Origin of the sequence: Paeniglutamicibacter quisquiliarum, from assembly GCF_019084045.1 — a bacterium.
In the GTDB taxonomy this organism is placed as follows: domain Bacteria; phylum Actinomycetota; class Actinomycetes; order Actinomycetales; family Micrococcaceae; genus Paeniglutamicibacter; species Paeniglutamicibacter quisquiliarum.
The window spans coordinates 76,825-94,512 of the sequence record NZ_JAHRED010000008.1; the positions used below are offsets into that span (position 1 = coordinate 76,825).

At 66.2% G+C, this 17,688-nt stretch carries 15 protein-coding genes; 6 read left to right on the plus strand and 9 right to left on the minus strand.

The genetic code is table 11. The features are described from left to right. Positions 1-22: 22 nt before the first annotated feature. Positions 23-778 (plus strand): DUF4191 domain-containing protein, encoded by a 756-nt coding sequence (locus tag KRR55_RS14610; RefSeq protein ID WP_217389851.1) that lies wholly within the window; start codon positions 23-25, stop codon positions 776-778. Positions 779-889: 111 nt separating this feature from the next. On the opposite strand, the gene KRR55_RS14615 is transcribed toward KRR55_RS14610, so the two are convergent. Beyond that, the gene (locus KRR55_RS14615) at positions 890-1,279 is read right to left on the minus strand and encodes an RDD family protein (protein ID WP_217389852.1); all 390 of its coding nucleotides are present in this window, start codon (positions 1,277-1,279) and stop codon (positions 890-892) included. A gap of 326 nt (positions 1,280-1,605) precedes the next feature. Here KRR55_RS14615 and glnA (KRR55_RS14620) point away from each other — a divergent pair, with 326 nt between their 5' ends. Beyond that, positions 1,606-3,030: a type I glutamate--ammonia ligase gene (glnA, locus tag KRR55_RS14620; protein WP_217389853.1), complete on the plus strand. Its 1,425-nt coding sequence runs from the start codon at positions 1,606-1,608 to the stop codon at positions 3,028-3,030. Between the two features lie 118 nt (positions 3,031-3,148). Here the strand turns inward: glnA (KRR55_RS14620) and KRR55_RS14625 are convergent, their stop codons facing one another. The 4 genes from KRR55_RS14625 to glnA (KRR55_RS14640) form a co-directional block, all read right to left on the minus strand. After that, positions 3,149-3,352 (minus strand): AsnC family protein, encoded by a 204-nt coding sequence (locus KRR55_RS14625; RefSeq protein WP_217389854.1) that lies wholly within the window; start codon positions 3,350-3,352, stop codon positions 3,149-3,151. Between the two features lie 91 nt (positions 3,353-3,443). Then, on the minus strand, positions 3,444-3,773 hold the full coding sequence (locus KRR55_RS14630) for a cupin domain-containing protein (RefSeq protein WP_217389855.1): 330 nt from the start codon (positions 3,771-3,773) through the stop codon (positions 3,444-3,446). A gap of 54 nt (positions 3,774-3,827) precedes the next feature. Beyond that, entirely contained in the window at positions 3,828-6,857 is a 3,030-nt protein-coding gene (locus tag KRR55_RS14635; protein WP_217389983.1) for a bifunctional [glutamine synthetase] adenylyltransferase/[glutamine synthetase]-adenylyl-L-tyrosine phosphorylase, read from the minus strand. Between the two features lie 8 nt (positions 6,858-6,865). After that, the gene (gene glnA, locus KRR55_RS14640; RefSeq protein ID WP_217389856.1) at positions 6,866-8,206 is read right to left on the minus strand and encodes a type I glutamate--ammonia ligase; all 1,341 of its coding nucleotides are present in this window, start codon (positions 8,204-8,206) and stop codon (positions 6,866-6,868) included. Between the two features lie 120 nt (positions 8,207-8,326). Here glnA (KRR55_RS14640) and panB point away from each other — a divergent pair, with 120 nt between their 5' ends. Then, entirely contained in the window at positions 8,327-9,184 is an 858-nt protein-coding gene (gene panB / locus KRR55_RS14645; RefSeq protein ID WP_217389857.1) for a 3-methyl-2-oxobutanoate hydroxymethyltransferase, read from the plus strand. 3 nt (positions 9,185-9,187) lie between these two features. On the opposite strand, the gene KRR55_RS14650 is transcribed toward panB, so the two are convergent. Beyond that, positions 9,188-9,382 (minus strand): SPOR domain-containing protein, encoded by a 195-nt coding sequence (locus tag KRR55_RS14650; RefSeq protein ID WP_217389858.1) that lies wholly within the window; start codon positions 9,380-9,382, stop codon positions 9,188-9,190. A 152-nt stretch (positions 9,383-9,534) separates the two neighbouring features. Here KRR55_RS14650 and map point away from each other — a divergent pair, with 152 nt between their 5' ends. Both map and ppgK read left to right on the plus strand, forming a co-directional pair. Further along, a complete protein-coding gene (gene map, locus KRR55_RS14655; RefSeq protein ID WP_217389859.1) occupies positions 9,535-10,410 on the plus strand; it encodes a type I methionyl aminopeptidase in 876 nt (291 codons plus the stop codon). 47 nt (positions 10,411-10,457) lie between these two features. Continuing rightward, positions 10,458-11,243, plus strand: coding sequence for a polyphosphate--glucose phosphotransferase (gene ppgK / locus KRR55_RS14660; protein ID WP_217389860.1), 786 nt, complete (start codon positions 10,458-10,460; stop codon positions 11,241-11,243). 118 nt (positions 11,244-11,361) lie between these two features. Here ppgK and nrdR read toward each other — a convergent pair whose 3' ends face one another. Continuing rightward, complete coding sequence (nrdR, locus tag KRR55_RS14665; protein ID WP_217389861.1) at positions 11,362-11,850, minus strand: transcriptional regulator NrdR; 489 nt, start codon at positions 11,848-11,850, stop codon at positions 11,362-11,364. 148 nt (positions 11,851-11,998) lie between these two features. Beyond that, the gene (gene hisD / locus KRR55_RS14670; protein WP_217389862.1) at positions 11,999-13,357 is read right to left on the minus strand and encodes a histidinol dehydrogenase; all 1,359 of its coding nucleotides are present in this window, start codon (positions 13,355-13,357) and stop codon (positions 11,999-12,001) included. Positions 13,358-13,507: 150 nt separating this feature from the next. Between hisD and KRR55_RS14675 the strand changes: the two genes are divergently transcribed. Further along, positions 13,508-14,005: an SRPBCC domain-containing protein gene (locus tag KRR55_RS14675; protein ID WP_217389863.1), complete on the plus strand. Its 498-nt coding sequence runs from the start codon at positions 13,508-13,510 to the stop codon at positions 14,003-14,005. Between the two features lie 21 nt (positions 14,006-14,026). On the opposite strand, the gene dnaE is transcribed toward KRR55_RS14675, so the two are convergent. Beyond that, positions 14,027-17,593 carry a DNA polymerase III subunit alpha gene (gene dnaE, locus KRR55_RS14680; protein WP_217389864.1) on the minus strand — a complete coding sequence of 1,189 codons (3,567 nt, stop codon included), beginning with the start codon at positions 17,591-17,593 and terminating at the stop codon, positions 14,027-14,029. Between the last annotated feature and the right edge of the window lie 95 nt (positions 17,594-17,688).

Sequence of the window (17,688 nt, forward strand, 5' to 3'; positions counted from 1 at the left end):
GATCGCGTAGAATTAAACCACTATGGCCAAAAACACCGATAACGCCTCGTCCGAGGCTGCAAGTCCGAAGCGCGGACTGTTCTCGCGCAAGCCGAAGGCCGAAAAGGCCAACAAGGAACCGGGCCGGCTGAAACAGCTGGGCCAGGTCTTCCAGATGACCCGCAAGAACGACCCCATGGTCGTCTGGCTGATGATCCTGGCTGCCCTCGGCATCCTTGTTGTGGGCCTGATCATTGGCCTGCTGATCAACAACTGGATCACCGCCGTGCTGATCTCACTGCCGCTCGCCCTGCTGGCGGCAACCATGATCCTTTCCCGACGTGCCGAAAAGGCTGCCTTCACGCAGCTTGAGGGACGCCCGGGAGCGGCCGGCGCCGCCATGAGCGTGTTGCGCCGCGGCTGGATCCTGAAGGACGAGCCGGTTGCAGTGAACCCCCGCACCAAGGACCTGGTGTTCATGGGCATTGGCCGCGCAGGCGTCGTACTTGTCACCGAAGGTCCGAACACCCGTGTTCGGACCCTGGTCGACGCCGAGCGCAAGCGCATGGGTCGCGTGCTTCCCAACGTTCCGATCCACGTGATCAACGCCGGAAACGACGAAGGGCAGACCCCGCTTGCCGAGGTCGGCAAGAAGATGAAGAAGCTTCCCAAGTCGATCACCAAGCTGGAGATCAGCGCCGTCGACAAGCGCTTGAGCACCCTTGGCAGCGCAAAGCTCCCGATTCCGAAGGGCATCGACCCCAACCGGGCCCGTCCGAATCGCAAGCAAATGCGCTGACGCCAGGGCACGAGTACCGTTAACGTACAAGGGCGGGTGTTGGAACCATTGGTTCCAGCACCCGCCCTTGGTTAATGCTGCTGCCCGCTGGGTCAGGATGATCCGGACCGATCAGATGCGCACCAGGATCGTCTTGCCGATCCGGTCGTGATAGCCGCGCTGGTCCGAGTCGCTAAACAGGACCGGGATGACCAGGCAAAGCAGCACGGTGCGCACGACTCCCGTCAGGGGCTTCACCGCAGTGCCGTCCAGGCCCTGGACCTGCATTCCGAAGACGCGATGGCCGATGGAGTGCCCGGTGATCCCGACAAACAGCATCTGCGTGGCGGCAAAGATGACCAGGTTGGCGGTGGGGTCCGACTTGAAGAAGAACATGGAGATCAACATCGCGATCCCCCAGTCCACCAACAGTGCCGCGACACGCCGGCCAATGCGGGCGACGGACCCGGGCCCCTTTTCCGGGCGGCCCAATTGCTTGCCTGGCCATTCTTGGTTGCTCATTTGCGGCGGGCCCTCGAGCCACGAGCCAAAGTCTTTTCTTTCCACTCCCCCAGCCTACCGGGGCAGGTCGCGTCCATCCGCGGCCGGGGACGGGATTTCGCACGGGGCGCAGACACACCTCGCACAAAGGGCGCATCGAGTGTGATCTAACCGACATCGCATTCGCGGTATTCGCCGCCTATGTAACGTAATGGAAACAATAGAGACACAGGAGAGTAATCGCTAGGGTCTAGTGTTGATAACACAGGAAGAAAAACGTTGGCATACGTTTTACGGCACGGCACGCAAGCCGTCACAGCAGAAATCCCACACAGGAGTCCCTGACCATGTTCAAGAGTCCAGAAGAAGTCATCGCATATATTGCCGAAGAAGACGTCAAGTTCGTTGACATCCGCTTCACCGACCTTCCCGGCGTCCAGCAGCACTTCAACGTCCCGGCCCGCACCGTCGACGCAGATTTCTTCCTCAACGGCCAGCTCTTCGACGGTTCCTCGATCGCCGGCTTCGCCGGCATCGCCGACTCGGACATGCAGCTCATCCCCGACGTGACTTCCGGATTCGTTGACCCGTTCCGTCTGGAAAAGACCCTCGCGTTCAACTTCTCGATCATCAACCCGCGCACCGGCGATCCGTACCACCGCGACCCGCGCGGTGTGGCAGAGCGTGCCGAGGCCTACCTGTCATCGACCGGCATCGCCGACACCGCCTTCTTCGCCCCCGAGGCCGAGTTCTTCATCTTTGACAACGTCCAGTACGAGTCCAAGCCGCAGGGTTCCTTCTACAAGGTCGACTCGATCGAGGCTCCGTGGAACACCGGCAAGAAGGAAGAGGGCGGCAACCAGGGTTACAAGACCCCCTTCAAGGGCGGTTACTTCCCGGTTTCCCCGACCGACAAGCAGGCCGACCTGCGCGACGCCATCTGCCTGGAACTGGAAGCAGCCGGCCTTGAGGTCGAGCGCAGCCACCACGAGGTCGGCGCAGCCGGCCAGGCCGAGATCAACTACAAGTTCAACACGCTGACCCACTCGGCCGATGACATCCTGAAGTTCAAGTACATCGTCAAGAACGTGGCCGATGCCTGGGGTAAGTCCGCAACCTTCATGCCGAAGCCGATCTTCGGTGACAACGGCTCGGGCATGCACTGCCACCAGTCGCTGTGGGCCAACGGCGTTCCGCTGTTCTACGACGAGAAGGGCTACGCCGGCCTGTCCGACACTGCCCGCTGGTACATCGGCGGCCTGCTGAAGCACGCCTCCGCAGTGCTGGCCTTCACCAACCCGACCGTGAACTCCTACCGCCGCCTGGTCAAGGGCTATGAGGCGCCGGTCAACATGGTGTACTCGCAGGGCAACCGCTCGGCCGGTATCCGCATCCCGATCACCGGTTCGAACCCGAAGGCCAAGCGCATCGAGTTCCGCGCACCGGATGCCGCTTCCAACCCGTACCTGGCCTTCGCCGCCCAGCTGATGGCAGGCCTCGACGGCATCAAGAACCGCATCGAGCCGGCGGACCCGATCGACAAGGACCTCTACGAGCTCCCGGCCGAGGAAGCCAAGGACATCCAGAAGGCCCCGGCGTCGCTGGACGAGGCACTCGAGGCCCTGGAGAACGACTTCGACTTCCTGCTCGAGGGCGACGTCTTCACCGAGGACCTGATCCGCACCTGGATCGAATACAAGCGCGAAAACGAAATCAAGCCGCTGTCGCTGCGCCCGAACCCCTACGAGTTCGAGCTGTACTACGGCTGCTAGGTAGGGCGCCGGGACGCCCCGGCCCCGATTGAAAATGTCCGTGTGGACGCCGTTGCTTCATTTTGAAGCTCCGGCCCCGCACGGACATTTTTGTTTTCCGGGATGGGTCCGGAATCGGCTAGGACTTCTTCCCAAAGCGCTGGTGCACGGCCTGGCGACTCACGCCCAGGACCAGTGCGATGGCCTCCCAGGAGAAGCCCTCGGCGCGTGCGCGGCGCACCAACACGGATTCCTGCCGCCGGGCGTCCTGCTGAAGTTCGGCCACCGCGCGCAGGGCGCCCATCGTCCCGCCTTCGCCCTGCTCAAGATTTGTCTTGGTCATCGCACACCTGCCTTTCGGCGTCAATCTATCTTGACACCAGCACCTCGTCAAGGTTTGTTGACACGAGCGTTCGGCAGGCGGCAGTCCTCGGTCAACCCGCCAGCGAGGTGAGCAGGAAGGCGCTGTCTTCGGACGCCACGACGTTGTGCATGGCCGCCGGCAGCACGAACAGGCCCCCGTGGGCGATGGCCCGGGAATCGCCCTCCCAGTTGACCACGATGGATCCGCGCAGCACCTGCAGGGTCGCCGCCTCGGGCTTTTCATGGTCGTTCAGCGCGGACCCCGCCAGCAGTGTGACCAGCGTGTGGCGCAGGCGTCCGTCATTGAGGACCGCAACGGCGCTGCGTCCATTGGTGGAGGCGCCGGCCTTCTCGAATTCCCTGGCGACCAATTGGTCAAGTTCCGCGCTGGTGACGTGCATGGAAATCCCCACCCTTTCAATGACAACTAGCTGGCCCCGACTGGTTCCACCAGACTAGGCTCTCTGGTCCTCAAAACCATAGAAGTGCCGCTCAAATACCTGCCGCGACCGCCGCGTCGCCTTGAGGTAGTCGTCCTCCATCACCGAGGCCTCCCCCGGCGCATAGCCGCACCAACGGGCCACCGCTTCCATGTCCCGCCAGGAATTGGGCAACACGTCACTGACCCGGCCGGTGCAAATAAGTCCCGCGCTGCGGATCCTGGTCGCCAGCGACCACGCATGGTCCAGCACGGCCACGTCCTCGGCGGGGATCAGCCCGGCCTCGGCGATGGCCGCCAGCGCCGGACGGGTGGAGGTGGTGCGCAGGTCCGGGTGGTCCTTGGCATGCTGTAGCTGCATGAGCTGGACCAGCCACTCGACGTCGCTGAGCGAACCGCGGCCCAGCTTCAGGTGACGTTCGGGCTCGGCTCCGCGGGGAAGCCGCTCGGCCTCCACGCGCGCCTTGATCCGGCGGATCTCGCGGACCTGTTCCTCGCCCATGACCTGTTCGTAACGCAGCGGGTCGACCATGGCCATGAAGTCCGCGGCCAATTCCTCCGACCCGGCCATGGGCGTGGCCCGCAGCAGCGCTTGTTGCTCCCAGATCTGGGACCAGCGCCGGTAATACTCTTCGTAGGAGGCCAGCGAGCGCACCAGCGGGCCGCTCTTGCCCTCCGGGCGCAGCGCCGCGTCGATTTCCAGCCGGGGCTCGGCCTGGATGGCCGGCACCATGGGCCTGCCCAGCAGCGACCCGAGGGCCGTGGCGATGCGCAGCGACTGTTCCTGCGCACCCTGCTGGTCTGCCTCGTCGAAGGCGCGCTGGACGAACATCACGTCCGCGTCGGAGCAGTAGCCGATCTCGTGCCCGCCCTGCCGCCCCATGGCCACCACCAGGAACTCGCCCAGCTGCGGGGTCGCGGCGTATTCGGTGCGCTGGGCCACCTCCAGGGCGCCGCGAATGGCGGCCCTGTCGTTGTCGGCCAGGGCCCGCCCCACGGTGTCCTGGTCGATGACCGCTGCGCCGTCGGCCAGGGCGATGCGCAGGATCTCACGGCGCCTGATCACCCGGATCAACCGGATCGCCTGGTCGGAGCCGAGGTTCCGCTTCAGCTTGGAGGAGATCTCGCCCCACAGCGTCTCATAGCCCAGGGGCTGCAATGACTTGTTGGATCCGAGCCAGGCAGCCGATTCCGGGGAGACCTCCAGGAGATCGGTGATGAAGCGGGAGTTGGACAGGATCCTGCACAGGCGTTCGGCGGCCGCGGACGAATCGCGCAGCATGCCCAGGTACCAGTGCGACTCCCCCAGCGACTCGCTCAGCCGCCGGAAGCCCAGCAGCCCGGCATCCGGGTCCACGCCCTCGGCGATCCACCCCAGCAGCACCGGCAGCAGCTGCCGCTGCAGGGCCGCGCGCCGGCGCATGCCCCCGGTCAGGGCCTCGATGTGGCGCATTGCCGCCTTCGGGTCCACGTAGCCCAGCGCCCGCAGCCGGGATTGCGCCGCCTCCGGGGACAGCCTGACCTCGTCGGCCGAAAGGTTCGAGGCGCTGTTGAGCAGCGGCCGGTAGAAGATCCGTTCGTGGAGCAGGCGCACCAGGCGCCTGGTCTCGCCCCAACGTTCCAGCAGCCCCGCGGCGGTGGACAGCCCGACCCCCAGGGTGGAGCGCACCGCCCGCGCCAGGACTCGCTGGCCCGATTCCTTGTGCGGCATCAGGTGGGTCCGGCGCAGGTTCACCAGTTGGATGCGGTGCTCGAGCACGCGCAGGAAGCGGTAGGAAAGGTCAAACTTCTCGGCGTCGTCGCGCCCGATGTAGCCGGCCAGGCTCAGGGCCGCGATGGCCCTGGTGGTGGAACGCACGCGCACCGTCTCGTCCACCCGGCCGTGGACCAGCTGGAGCAGCTGCACGGTGAATTCGACGTCACGCAGCCCGCCGGGGCCGAGCTTGAGCTGGTACGCCAGCTCGGCGGGCTTGATGTTGGCGGTGACCCGCCGGCGCATGCGCTGCACCGACTCCACGAACCCGTCCCGTTCCGAGGAGGCCCAGACCAGCGGCGCCACCATGGCCTCGTAGGCGGCGCCGAGTTGCGCGTCCCCGGCGATCGCGCGGGCCTTAAGCAGCGCCTGGAACTCCCAGGACGCCGCCCAGCGCGCATAGTACGCGGCGTGGGATTCCAGGGTGCGGCTCAGCGCCCCGTCCTTGCCCTCGGGGCGCAGGTTCGCATCCACTTCCCACAGGCCCGGTTCGATCCCGGCGGTGTCGATGGCCCGGGAGATCCCCGCGGCCAGGTCCCTGGCCAGGGCGTGGGCCAGGTCCTCGTCGAGCCGGTCGCTGGAGTGCACATAGATGACGTCGACGTCCGAGACGTAGTTCAGCTCGTGCGCGCCGCACTTGCCCATGCCGATCACGGCCAGGCGCAGGTCGGAGATGTCCTCGACCGAATAGCGCTGCCGGGCCTCGGCCCGGCTGATGGCCAGGGCGCCCTCGATGGCGGCCGCGGCCAGGTCGGCCAGTTCACGCCCGACCTCCGGCATGGCCTCCAGCGCGTCGCCCGCCCCCAGGTCGCGGTGGGCCAGCGAGAGCAGGGCGCGCCGATAGGCCACACGCAGCACCCGGTGTCCGTCTTCCCCGGAGACCGTGGCCACCGGCGGGATGCCCGAAGCGGGGTCGGCCCCCACGGCCAGCAGCAGCTCCGCACGCAGCTCCTGGGCGCTGCGTCCTTCCATGCGTGCCGGCGCCGGCACCGCAAGGATCTCCAGGCAGGAGGGCTCGCGGATCAGGAAGTTCGCCAGCGCGTCCGAGGCACCCAGCAACCGCAGGAACCCCGGCGCGGTGCGCGGGCTTCGGGCCAGCTCCAGGGCCGCCGGGGCATGCGGGATGAGGCGGATCAGCGCCAGCAGCGCCTGGTCGGGGTCCGCGGCATGGGCCAGGTGGCCCACGAGCGCCCGGTGGTCAATGTCCGCCAGTTCCTTGTCGGCCAGGAAGCGCTTGGCCCGCTCCAGGTCGTCGAATCCCGCGGAAATCAGCTGCTTCGTGGAGATATGCAAGGACACCCCTAGAGGATCCCCAGGTAGCGCCGAAGTTCGAACGGGCTCACGTTCTGGCGGTATGCTTCCCACTCGTCGCGCTTGTTGCGCAGGAACGAGGTGTAGACCTGCTCGCCGAGGATGTCCGCCACCAGCTCGGATTCCTCCATGGCGCGGATGGCGTCGTGCAGGGACCCGGGCAGCGGGTCGTGGCCGCTGGCGCGACGTTCGGCGCTGCTCAGGCCCCACACGTCTTCTTCGGCATGGGGTTCGAGCTCATAGCCCTCCTGGATGCCCTTCAGCCCTGCGCCCAGCAGGCAGGCGTAGGCCAGGTACGGGTTGGTGGCCGAGTCGATGCCGCGGTACTCGACACGGGCCGACTGGCCCTTGCCCGGCTTGTACAGCGGCACGCGAACCAGCGCGGAACGGTTGTTGTGGCCCCAGGACCGGTGGCTCGGGGCCTCCCCGCCGCCCCAGAGGCGCTTGTAGGAGTTGACGAACTGGTTGGTCACGGCGGTGAACTCGGGGGCGTGGCGCAGGATCCCGGCAATGAACTGGCGTGCGGTGTCTGAGAGCTGGAATTCGCGCCCGGCCTCGAAGAAGGCGTTGGTGTCGCCCTCGAAGAGGGAGAAGTGGGTGTGCATGCCGGACCCTGGTTCGTCGGAGAACGGCTTGGGCATGAAGGTGGCATAGATGCCCTGCTGGATCGCGACTTCCTTGATCACGGTGCGGAACGTCATGACGTTGTCGGCCGTCTGCAGCGCGTCCGCGTAGCGCAGGTCGATCTCGTTCTGGCCCGGCCCGTTTTCGTGGTGGCTGAACTCCACGGAGATGCCCACGGCCTCGAGCATGGTCACGGCGGTGCGGCGGAAGTCCTGGGCGACGCCGCCGGTGACGTGGTCGAAGTAGCCGCCCCGGTCAACCGGGACCGGGTAGCCGTCCGCGCCCAGCTCGGAGGAGCGTAACAAATAGAATTCGATCTCGGGGTGCGTGTAGCAGGTGAACCCCATGTCGGAGGCGACGGCCAGCTGGCGCTTGAGCACGTGGCGCGAGTCGGCGGCGGCAGGCAGCCCGTCCGGCGTCAGGATGTCGCAGAACATCCGCGACGTGGGCTCGGTCTCGCCGCGCCACGGCAGGATCTGGAAGGTGGAGGGGTCGGGCTGCAGCAGCATGTCCGATTCGTAGATGCGCGACAATCCCTCGATGGAGGACCCGTCAAAGCCCAGGCCTTCCTCGAAGGCGCCCTCGACCTCGGCCGGGGCCAGGGCAACTGACTTCATGGAACCCACCACATCGGTAAACCACAGGCGCACAAATCGTACGTCCCTCTCCTCAATGGTTCTAAGGACGAATTCCTGCTGGCGATCCACGGCGGGTTCCTTCCACAAGCGGTTTTGGCGGCGATTCCCGCCCCACTGACTCACTTTATACGTTTTTGCGGCCAGGACACGGAAGGACAGGTTTGCCGATTGTGCATTAGTCTCTTGCCCATGAGTGCTCATCCTTCCACGCCAGCAAATCCCCCTGCCCCGGGCGCCGTTTCCGGTCCGCGGATCCGCCTCCACCACCTGCAAGCGGCCAAGGACGAGGGCAGGAAATTCGCGATGCTCACCGCCTACGACACGATGATGGCGAACATCTTCGACGCAGCCGGCATCGAGGTGCTCTTGGTGGGTGATTCGGCGGCAAACACCGTAATGGGGTACTCCTCGACGTTGCCGATCACGCTGGACGAGATGATCGTGTTTTCCCGGGCGGTGGTCTCGGGTGCCAAACATGCCCTGGTGGTGTGCGACCTCCCGTTCGGATCCTACGAGGTCTCCCCCGAGCAGGCGGTTGCATCGTCCGTGCGCCTGATGAAGGAGGGCGGCGTTCATGCGGTGAAGCTGGAGGGCGGCCAGTTCTTTGTCCCGCACGTGCGTGCCCTGGTGGCCGCGGGCGTGCCAGTCATGGCGCACATCGGCTTCACCCCGCAGTCCGAACATGCACTGGGCGGCTACCGGGTCCAGGGCCGCGGAGACGCCGCGGCGGCATTGGTCGCCGACGCGCAGGCGTTGGAGGCGGCCGGCGCATTTGCCGTGCTGATGGAAATGATCCCCACCGCGACGGCCCGCCGTGTCGATGAGTCGGTACGCGTCCCCACCGTCGGAATCGGTGCGGGAGCCGTCACCACCGGACAGGTGCTGGTCTGGCAGGACATGCTGGGCCTGGGCAGCGGCAAGAGCGCCCGCTTCGTGAAGAAGTACGCCGACCTGCGCGCCGTGGTGGCGGGGGCCGCGGCCGCCTACCGCGAGGATGTGCTCGCCGGAACCTTCCCGGCGGCGGAACACGAGTTCGGGGACCGGTAGTCCCTAGTCCTCCTCTTCCTCGTCTTCCTCGTCCCACTGCTCGTTGCGTTCGCGCACCTTGGTCATGGCCAGCTCGGCCTCGGCACGGGAGGCGTACGGGCCCAGGAGCTGGGACCAATCGGCCTGCGGCCCCGTCTCCACCTGGCCGGTGGTGATGTTGAACCAGAATTCGCCCTCGCCGGGCAATGCTCCACTCATCGGGATTGATCCCACCTTTCGTATGCGCTGCGTTGATCTCGACATGTTGATCTCGATATGCCACCACCCTACAGCCGATGGGCCGCCGGACGCCCGGGCAACGGCCCGGCACCATGGCGCCGGGCACCAGCGACCCCGCTAGAATGGGAACCATGCCTTTAGCTTCAACCGCACCCATCGGTTCCCTCGTCCCCGGTGCCCCCACCCCGCAGCGAACCGTCCCGAACTCGATCCCCCGCCCCGAGTATGTCGGGCGCCCCGCACCACGCAAGTCCGATGCCCCCGAAGTCCGCTCTGCCGACATCATCGCGCGGATGCGCGTGGCCTCCAAGATCGCGGCGCAGGCCCTGGCCGAGGTCGGCAAGGCCGTCGTCCCGGGTGTCACCACCGACGAACTTGACCGGATCGGGCACGAATTCCTGCTGGACCACAAGGCCTACCCCTCGACCCTCGGCTACCGCGGCTTCAGCAAGTCGCTCTGCGCCTCGATCAACGAGGTCATCTGCCACGGCATCCCCGACACCACCGTGGTGCAGGACGGGGACATCGTGAACATCGACATCACCGCGTTCATCGGCGGGGTCCACGGCGACACCAACGCCACCTTCCTGGCCGGGGACGTCGACGAGGAATCCCGGCTGCTGGTCGAGCGCACCGAGGAATCGCTGCGCCGGGCCATCAAGGCCGTCATGCCGGGACGCGAGATCAACGTCATCGGGCGCACCATTTCCGCCTATGCAAAACGCTTCGGCTATGGCGTGGTGCGGGACTTCACCGGGCACGGCGTGGCAGAATCCTTCCATACCGGATTGATCATTCCGCACTACGACGCGGCACCGGCCTACAGCCAGCTGATCGAACCGGGCATGACGTTCACCATCGAACCCATGCTCACTCTGGGCACCATCGAGTGGGACATGTGGGACGACGGCTGGACCGCCACCACCAAGGACCGCAAGCGCACGGCACAATTTGAACACACACTGCTCGTCAACGAGGACGGCGCCGAAATCCTGACCCTGGCCTAAACCAGGGAGCCCGTTTTAGCCCTCCTTAGAGAAAGAGCCCGACCCGCATGTCTGAACGCGCACTGAACCCTTCGCCCACGGCCATCGGCATCGACATCGGCGGCACCGGCATCAAGGGCGGCATCGTCGACCTTGATGCCGGAAAGCTGATTGGCGAACGCGTCCGCATTGACACCCCGAAGCCTGCGACCCCGGCGGCGGTGGCCGAGGTGGTAGCGCAGATCGTCGCGGAACTCGACGAACGGGACGGCGCCCCGGGGGCCGAGACCCCGGTGGGGGTCACCTTTCCGTCCATCATCCACCACGGAGTGGCCCGCTCGGCCGCCAACGTGGACAAGTCCTGGATCGGCACCGACGTGGATGCGCTGTTCACCAAGCGGCTGGGGCGCGAGGTTCACGTGATGAACGACGCCGACGCCGCAGGACTGGCAGAGGCCCGCTACGGTGCCGGGGCCGGCGTTGACGGGACCGTGCTCGTGATCACCCTGGGCACGGGCATCGGGTCGGCCCTGATCCACAACGGCGTGCTGGTTCCCAACGTGGAGCTGGGCCACCTGGAGATCGATTCGGCGGTGGCCGAGACCCGCGCCTCGGCCTCGGCACGCGAGCGCGACGAGCTGGGCTGGGACGAATACGCGGTGCGGTTGCAGCGCTTCTTCTCCCACGTCGAGTTCCTCTTCTCCCCCTCGCTGTTCGTCATCGGCGGCGGCATCTCCAAGCGCGCTGACGACTACCTTCCCAAGCTCTCGCTTTCCACCCCGATCACGGTGGCGAAGTCAAAGAACAATGCCGGCATCGTCGGGGCGGCCCTGCAGCAGTCGGGCCTTTCCTAGCCATTTGCCGGGCAGGACGCCAATGGCGGGCCTCCCGCTTCCCCAGTCGAATCGGGAAGCGGGAGGCCCGCCATTGGTCTTTGGGCTTCCGGCTGCGGCGCGGGCCTAGCGCTTGGGTCTAGCGCGCACCGAGGGGACGCTGGTGCCCCACCGGCCGGGTGTCGCGTTCGGCCCGCAGCTTCGCGATGGCCCCCTCGAAGTCCTCCAGCGACTTGAAGTCCTGGTAGACGCTGGCGAAGCGCAGGTAGGCGACCTCGTCGAGGCGCTGCAGCGGCGTGAGGATCGCCAGCCCCACCTCGCGGGCGTTGATTTCCGCCGCTCCGCTGGAACGAACGGCTTCCTCGACTTCCTGGGCCAGCAGGGCCAGGTCGTCGTCGGTGACGGGGCGGCCCTGGCAGGCCTTGCGCACGCCGTTGATGACCTTGGCCCGGCTGAAGGGCTCGGCCACCCCGGAGCGCTTGAGCACGTTCAGGCTCGTGGTTTCCGCCGTGCTGAAGCGGCGGCCGCATGCGGCGCATTGCCGGCGGCGGCGAATCGCGGTGCCGTCGTCGGTCAGGCGGCTATCGACGACGCGCGAATCGGTGTGCCTGCAATAGGGACAGTACATGGCACCCCTTCCTCGGGTCTTTATCTGCAAAGCACATGCGTGCTCGGGATCAGTTTAGGGCCACATATAGCGTAATCACAACAATGTCATTACCATATATTGTGGTCTTTGACACATCGGGGGCCTCGCCCCGCCGAATAGGGTTCGGCTAGGCAAAGCGGATGGCCACCGCGTCGCCGTGCGCCGGCAGGTCCTCGGCGTTGGCCAGGGCCACCACGTGGGGGGCAACCACCGACAGCGCGGCTCGGTCGTAGTCGATGACCTGGACTGCCTTGAGGAACGTATTGACGTTCAGCCCCGAGGCGAAGGCGGCGGTTCCGCTGGTCGGAAGCACGTGGTTGGACCCGGCGCAGTAGTCCCCCAGGCTCACCGGCGAATGCGACCCGACGAACACGGCGCCCGCGGCGGTGACCAGCGCCGCGTCGTCGGCGGCCGTGGCGGTGTGGATTTCCAGGTGCTCGGCCGCATAGACGTTGCACACCGCGATGCCCGCGGCCATGTCGTCAACCAGGACGATGGCCGACTGCTTTCCGCCCAGCGCGATGCGCACCCGCTCGGAATGCTTGGTGGTCGCGCACTGGGCCTCCAGCGCGTTGCGCACCGCCTCGGCAAGCTCGGGCGAATCGGTGATGAGCACCGCCGCGGCGTTGGGATCGTGCTCGGCCTGGGAAATCATGTCCGCGGCGATAAAGCCCGGGTTCGCGGCGGCGTCGGCCAGGATCGCGATCTCGGTGGGTCCGGCCTCGGCGTCGATGCCGACCACGCCCTTGACCAGGCGCTTCGCGGTGGCGACAAAGAGGTTTCCGGGGCCGGTGACCACGTCGACCGGCTCGATGGCCAGCCGCGCGTCAACGCCCTCGGGCACCGGCACCCCGTAGGCGAGGGCCGCAATGGCCTGGGCCCCTCCCATGGCGTGGACCTCCTCGACGCCCAGCAGCCGGGCCGCGGCCAGGATCGTGGGGTGGGGCAGCCCGCCGAATTCCTTCTGCGGGGGCGAAGCGATGGCCAGGGAACCGACGCCCGCGGCCAGAGCCGGGACGGCGTTCATGATCACCGAGCTCGGGTACACCGCCAGGCCTCCCGGGACGTAGAGTCCCACCCGGCGCACCGGGACCCAGCGCTGGGTGACGGTGGCGCCCGGGCCGTAGTCCACGCTGGTGTCCTCCGGCACCTGCGCGGCGGCAAAGGCGCGCGCCCGGGCAATGGATTCCTCCAGCCCGGCGCGGACCTGGGGATCGAGCTCGGCCAGGGCGCGTTCCATGGCCTCGGCGGGAACACGCGTGTAGTCCTGCTGCACGCCGTCGAACTTTTCGGCCAGCTCCGACAAGGCGGCGAATCCCTCGGAGCGCACGCGGGCGATGATCGACTCGACGGCTTCCGCGGCGGTGGCGAAGTTCAGCTCGGGGCGCGGCAGCACCGCCTTGAGGCTCGCATGGTCAAGGGGCGCACCCCGCAGGTCGAGGTCCTGGAGCGCGGAAAAGGTCTGGGGGCGTACGTTGCTGGTCACCGAACCAGTTTATAGGGTCAGGGGGTCGCGGCCGTGAAACCCCCGTGCCGGCCCGCCTTAACATTCGCGGCCCCCTCCGCTGCTTCCGCGCACGCGGCCGTTGTGAAATAGTCACAGCGTAAGAGCCACAACAAAACCCGAGGGGCAAAGATGATCAAAGCACACGGTTCGCTGGAGTCGACCGCCGACGGCGTACGGATCGCCATCGAGCGCCACACCGAATTCGACCCGGAAGACATCTGGGAGGCGTTCACCACCGCCGCGGGGCTGGCCGGATGGGTCGGGGTGCTGCGCGGTTCCCGGGAGGGCGGCGACCTGAGCTTCTCGATGGTCGAAGACGGCCAGGAATCCCCGCCCGAACCGGTGCAGATCCTGCGCTGCCGGGCACCGCACGAACTGGCCTTCAACACCGTCAGCGAGCATGACACCTGGAACCTCGGGTTGGAGGTCTCCGGGACGCCCGGAGCCGGGAAAATCAGGTTCACCCAGGACCTGGGGCCTGGCCAGGACCCCTGCTCGATCGGTCCGGGGTGGGAGTACTACCTGGAGCGTGCCATCGTCCACCTGCGGGGAGGCGACGTGGCCACCGTGGAGTGGGATCGCTACTACCCCGCCCTCGTCCCGGTCTACACCCCGGCGGCCGGCTGACGTTCCGCCGGGCGCCGACCGCTAGACGTCCAGGCAGGTCGGGCCCAGCAGCACCTTCAGGTCGCCGAACAGCGCCGAGTTCGGGGTCACCCGGTAGTTCAGGCCCAGACCCATCATTGTCACTCCTCGGGTGCTGTGCAGCTTCACGCGCACCTCGGTGGTGCCCTGGTGCACGCGCAGCACGTCGCCGAGGGCGGAGATGACCTCCTCGGTGGCCTTGTGGTTGGCCATCGAAATGACCACCGGGCCGCTCTCCCCGTCCTCGCGGATCTCCGGGACGGTGAGCTCCTGGGCGTTGAGCGTGATCGAGCCGTCGTCGCGTTTCTGCACCCGGCCCTTGACCACCACGATCAGGTCCTCGGCCAGCACGTTGGCGATCGGCGCGTAGGCGTTGCCGAAGAACATGGTCTCCATGGACCCGGAGAGGTCCTCGATCTCGCAGCGCGCGTACGGGTTTCCGCTCTTCTTGGCGATGCGGCGCTGAAGCGAGGTGATCATTCCGCAGATGGTCACGGTGTGCCCGTCCTGCGGTCCGTCGTCGGAGAGCACCTGGGTGACCGACATGTCCGCGTTCTGCTCGAGCAGCCCGCCCAGGCCCTTCAGCGGGTGGTCCGAGACGTAGAGCCCGAGCATGTCGCGCTCGAAGGCCAGCTTGTCCTTCTTTTCCCAGTCGGGCAGGTCCGGGACCGACACCGTCATCCCGGCCGCGGCGGTGGGATCGTCGAAGGCGCTGAAGAGGTCGAACTGGTTGGCCGCCTCGTTGCGCTTGACCGCGATGACCGAATCCACGGCCTCTTCGTGGATGGCGACCAGGGCCCTGCGGGCATGCCCCATGGAGTCGAAGGCGCCGGCCTTGATCAGGGATTCGATGGTGCGCTTGTTGCAGACCACCGCCGGGACCTTTTGCAGGAAGTCGGCGAAGTTCTCGAAGTTTCCCTTTTCGGCGCGGGCCTCGACCAGGGCGTTGACGACGTTGGCGCCCACGTTGCGGATCGCGCCCATGCCGAAGCGGATGTCGTTGCCGACCGGGGTGAAGTTCAGGGCGGATTCGTTGACGTCGGGGGCCAGCACTGTGATGCCCATGTGGCGGCATTCGTTCAGGTACATGGCCGTCTTGTCCTTGTCATCCGCAACGGAGGTCAAGAGCGCAGCCATGTACTCGGAGGGGTAGTGGGCCTTGAGGTAGGCGGTCCAATAGGAAATGACGCCGTAGGCGGCGGAGTGGGCCTTGTTGAAGGCGTAGTCGGAGAAGGGCAGCAGGATGTCCCAGAGGGCCTTTACGGCCTCCATGGTGAAGCCGTTGTCGATCATGCCCTGGGAGAATCCGGCGAACTGCTTGTCCAGCTCGGACTTCTTCTTCTTGCCCATGGCACGGCGCAGGATGTCTGCCTGGCCCAGCGAGAAGCCGGCCAGCTTCTGCGCAATGGACATGACCTGCTCCTGGTACACGATCAGGCCGTAGGTGCCGCCCAGGATTTCCCGCAGCGGTTCCTCCAGGGTCGGGTGGATCGGGGTTTCTTCCTGGAGCTTGTTCTTGCGCAGCGCGTAGTTGTTGTGCGAGTTCGCGCCCATCGGGCCCGGGCGGTAGAGCGCGAGCACCGCGGAGATGTCTTCGAAGTTGTCGGGGCGCATGAGCTTGAGCAACGAGCGCATGGGCCCGCCGTCGAGCTGGAACACGCCCAGGGTGTCGCCGCGGGCCATCAATTCGTAGGCGCCGGCGTCGTCGAGTTCCAGGCGCTCGAGGTCCAGGTCCACGTCCTGGTTCGCCTTCATGTTTTCCAGCGCGTCGGAAATGATGGTGAGGTTCCGCAACCCCAGGAAGTCCATCTTGATCAGCCCCAGGCCTTCACAGGTCGGGTAGTCGAATTGCGTGATGACCTGGCCGTCCTGGATGCGGCGCATGATCGGGATGACGTCGATGATGGGGTCCGAGCTCATGATGACGCCTGCGGCGTGCACGCCCCACTGGCGCTTCAGCCCCTCGATGCCCTTCGCGGTTTCGAAAACTCGTGCGGCCTCGGGGTCGGTGGCGACCAGCTGGCGGAAGTCCCCGGCCTCGGAGTACCGCTTGGACTTGGGGTCCTCAATGTCATTGAGCGGGATGTCCTTGGCCATGACGGCAGGCGGCAGCGCCTTGGTCAGGGATTCACCCATGGAGAAGGGGTAGCCAAGCACACGGGAGGAGTCTTTCAGCGCCTGCTTGGTCTTGATCGACCCGTAGGTCACGATCATCGACACACGCTCGTCGCCGTACTTTTCGGTCACGTACCTGATGACCTCCGAGCGGCGACGATCATCGAAGTCGACGTCGAAGTCGGGCATGGAGACGCGTTCCGGGTTCAGGAACCGCTCGAAGATCAGCCCGTGGACCAGCGGGTCAAGGTCGGTAATGCGCATCGCGTAGGCAACCATGGAACCTGCACCCGAACCACGGCCGGGCCCTACGCGGATGCCGTTGTCCTTGGACCAGTTGATGAAGTCGGCAACGACCAGGAAGTAGCCGGGGAAGCCCATCTTGATGATCACGTCGAGCTCGAAGTCCGCCTGCTTGCGCGAGGCCTCCGGGACGCCATTGGGGTAGCGGTAGTGCATCCCCTTGTCGACTTCCTTGATCAGCCAGCTGGTCTCGTCCTCGCCCGGCGGGCAGGGGAAACGCGGCATGTAGTTGGCGCTGGTGTCAAAGGACACCTCGGCGCGTTCGGCGATCAGCAGGGTGTTGTCACAGGCATCGGGCATCTCGCGGAAGAGGTGCCGCATTTCGGCCGGGCTCTTGAGGTAGTAGCCGGACCCCGAGAAGGCGAAGCGCGAGCCGCCCTGGTCGTAGGTCGGCTCATCGAGGGTGGAACCGGAGTTGATGGCCAGCAGGGCCTCGTGGGCCTTGGCATCGTGCTCGTGGGTGTAGTGCAGATCGTTGGTGGCGACCCTCGGGATGTTCAGTTCCTTGGCCAGACGCAACAGGTCCTGGGTGACCCGGCGCTCGATGTCCAGCCCGTGGTCCATGAACTCGCAGAAGTAGTTTTCCTTGCCGAAAAGGTCCTGGAATTCCGCTGCTGCGGCCTTGGCCTCGTTGTATTGGCCGAGGCGCAGCTTCGTCTGGACTTCCCCCGAGGGGCAACCGGTGGTGGCGATGATCCCCTCGTGATAGGTGTTCAGCAGATCGCGGTCCAACCGCGGGTACTTGCCAAAGACCGAGTCGAGGGAAGCCAAGGAAGAGGCCTTGAACAGGTTCTTCATGCCGGTGTTGTTGTAGCTCAGCAGCGTCATGTGGGTGTAAAGGCCACCGCCGGAGACGTCGTCGCGCTTCTGGCTCTCGTCGGTGCGCCACTTCACGCGGGTCTTGTCGTCGCGTGCGGTGCCCGGGGTGACGTAGGCTTCGATGCCGATGATCGGCTTGATCCCTGCCTGGGTTGCCTTGTTCCAGAAGTCGAAGGCACCAAAGAGATAGCCGTGGTCGGTCGTGGCCAAGGCCGTCATGCCCAGCCGGTTGGTCTCCTCAAAGAGTTCCGTCAGGCGCGCGGCACCGTCAAGCATTGAGTATTCGGTGTGCGTGTGAAGGTGTACGAATCCATCGCGATTAGAGCTAGCCACCGATCCAGTCTAGGCGTTCACACCGACACCCGACCACCGGGGCGCACCGATGTGTGGAGCGGCACCCGGCCATGGGCCGGGTGCCGCCGGGGTCA

Coding starts and splice junctions, on each gene's coding strand:
- nrdR (WP_217389861.1), bottom strand. CDS start 11,850: ATGTACTGTCCCTATTGCAGGCACACCGATTCGCGCGTCGTCGATAGC.
- KRR55_RS14630 (WP_217389855.1), bottom strand. CDS start 3,773: ATGCACGTCACCAGCGCGGAACTTGACCAATTGGTCGCCAGGGAATTC.
- panB (WP_217389857.1), top strand. CDS start 8,327: ATGAGTGCTCATCCTTCCACGCCAGCAAATCCCCCTGCCCCGGGCGCC.
- ppgK (WP_217389860.1), top strand. CDS start 10,458: ATGTCTGAACGCGCACTGAACCCTTCGCCCACGGCCATCGGCATCGAC.
- KRR55_RS14625 (WP_217389854.1), bottom strand. CDS start 3,352: ATGACCAAGACAAATCTTGAGCAGGGCGAAGGCGGGACGATGGGCGCC.
- KRR55_RS14675 (WP_217389863.1), top strand. CDS start 13,508: ATGATCAAAGCACACGGTTCGCTGGAGTCGACCGCCGACGGCGTACGG.
- KRR55_RS14610 (WP_217389851.1), top strand. CDS start 23: ATGGCCAAAAACACCGATAACGCCTCGTCCGAGGCTGCAAGTCCGAAG.
- map (WP_217389859.1), top strand. CDS start 9,535: ATGCCTTTAGCTTCAACCGCACCCATCGGTTCCCTCGTCCCCGGTGCC.
- KRR55_RS14650 (WP_217389858.1), bottom strand. CDS start 9,382: ATGAGTGGAGCATTGCCCGGCGAGGGCGAATTCTGGTTCAACATCACC.
- glnA (WP_217389853.1), top strand. CDS start 1,606: ATGTTCAAGAGTCCAGAAGAAGTCATCGCATATATTGCCGAAGAAGAC.
- KRR55_RS14615 (WP_217389852.1), bottom strand. CDS start 1,279: ATGAGCAACCAAGAATGGCCAGGCAAGCAATTGGGCCGCCCGGAAAAG.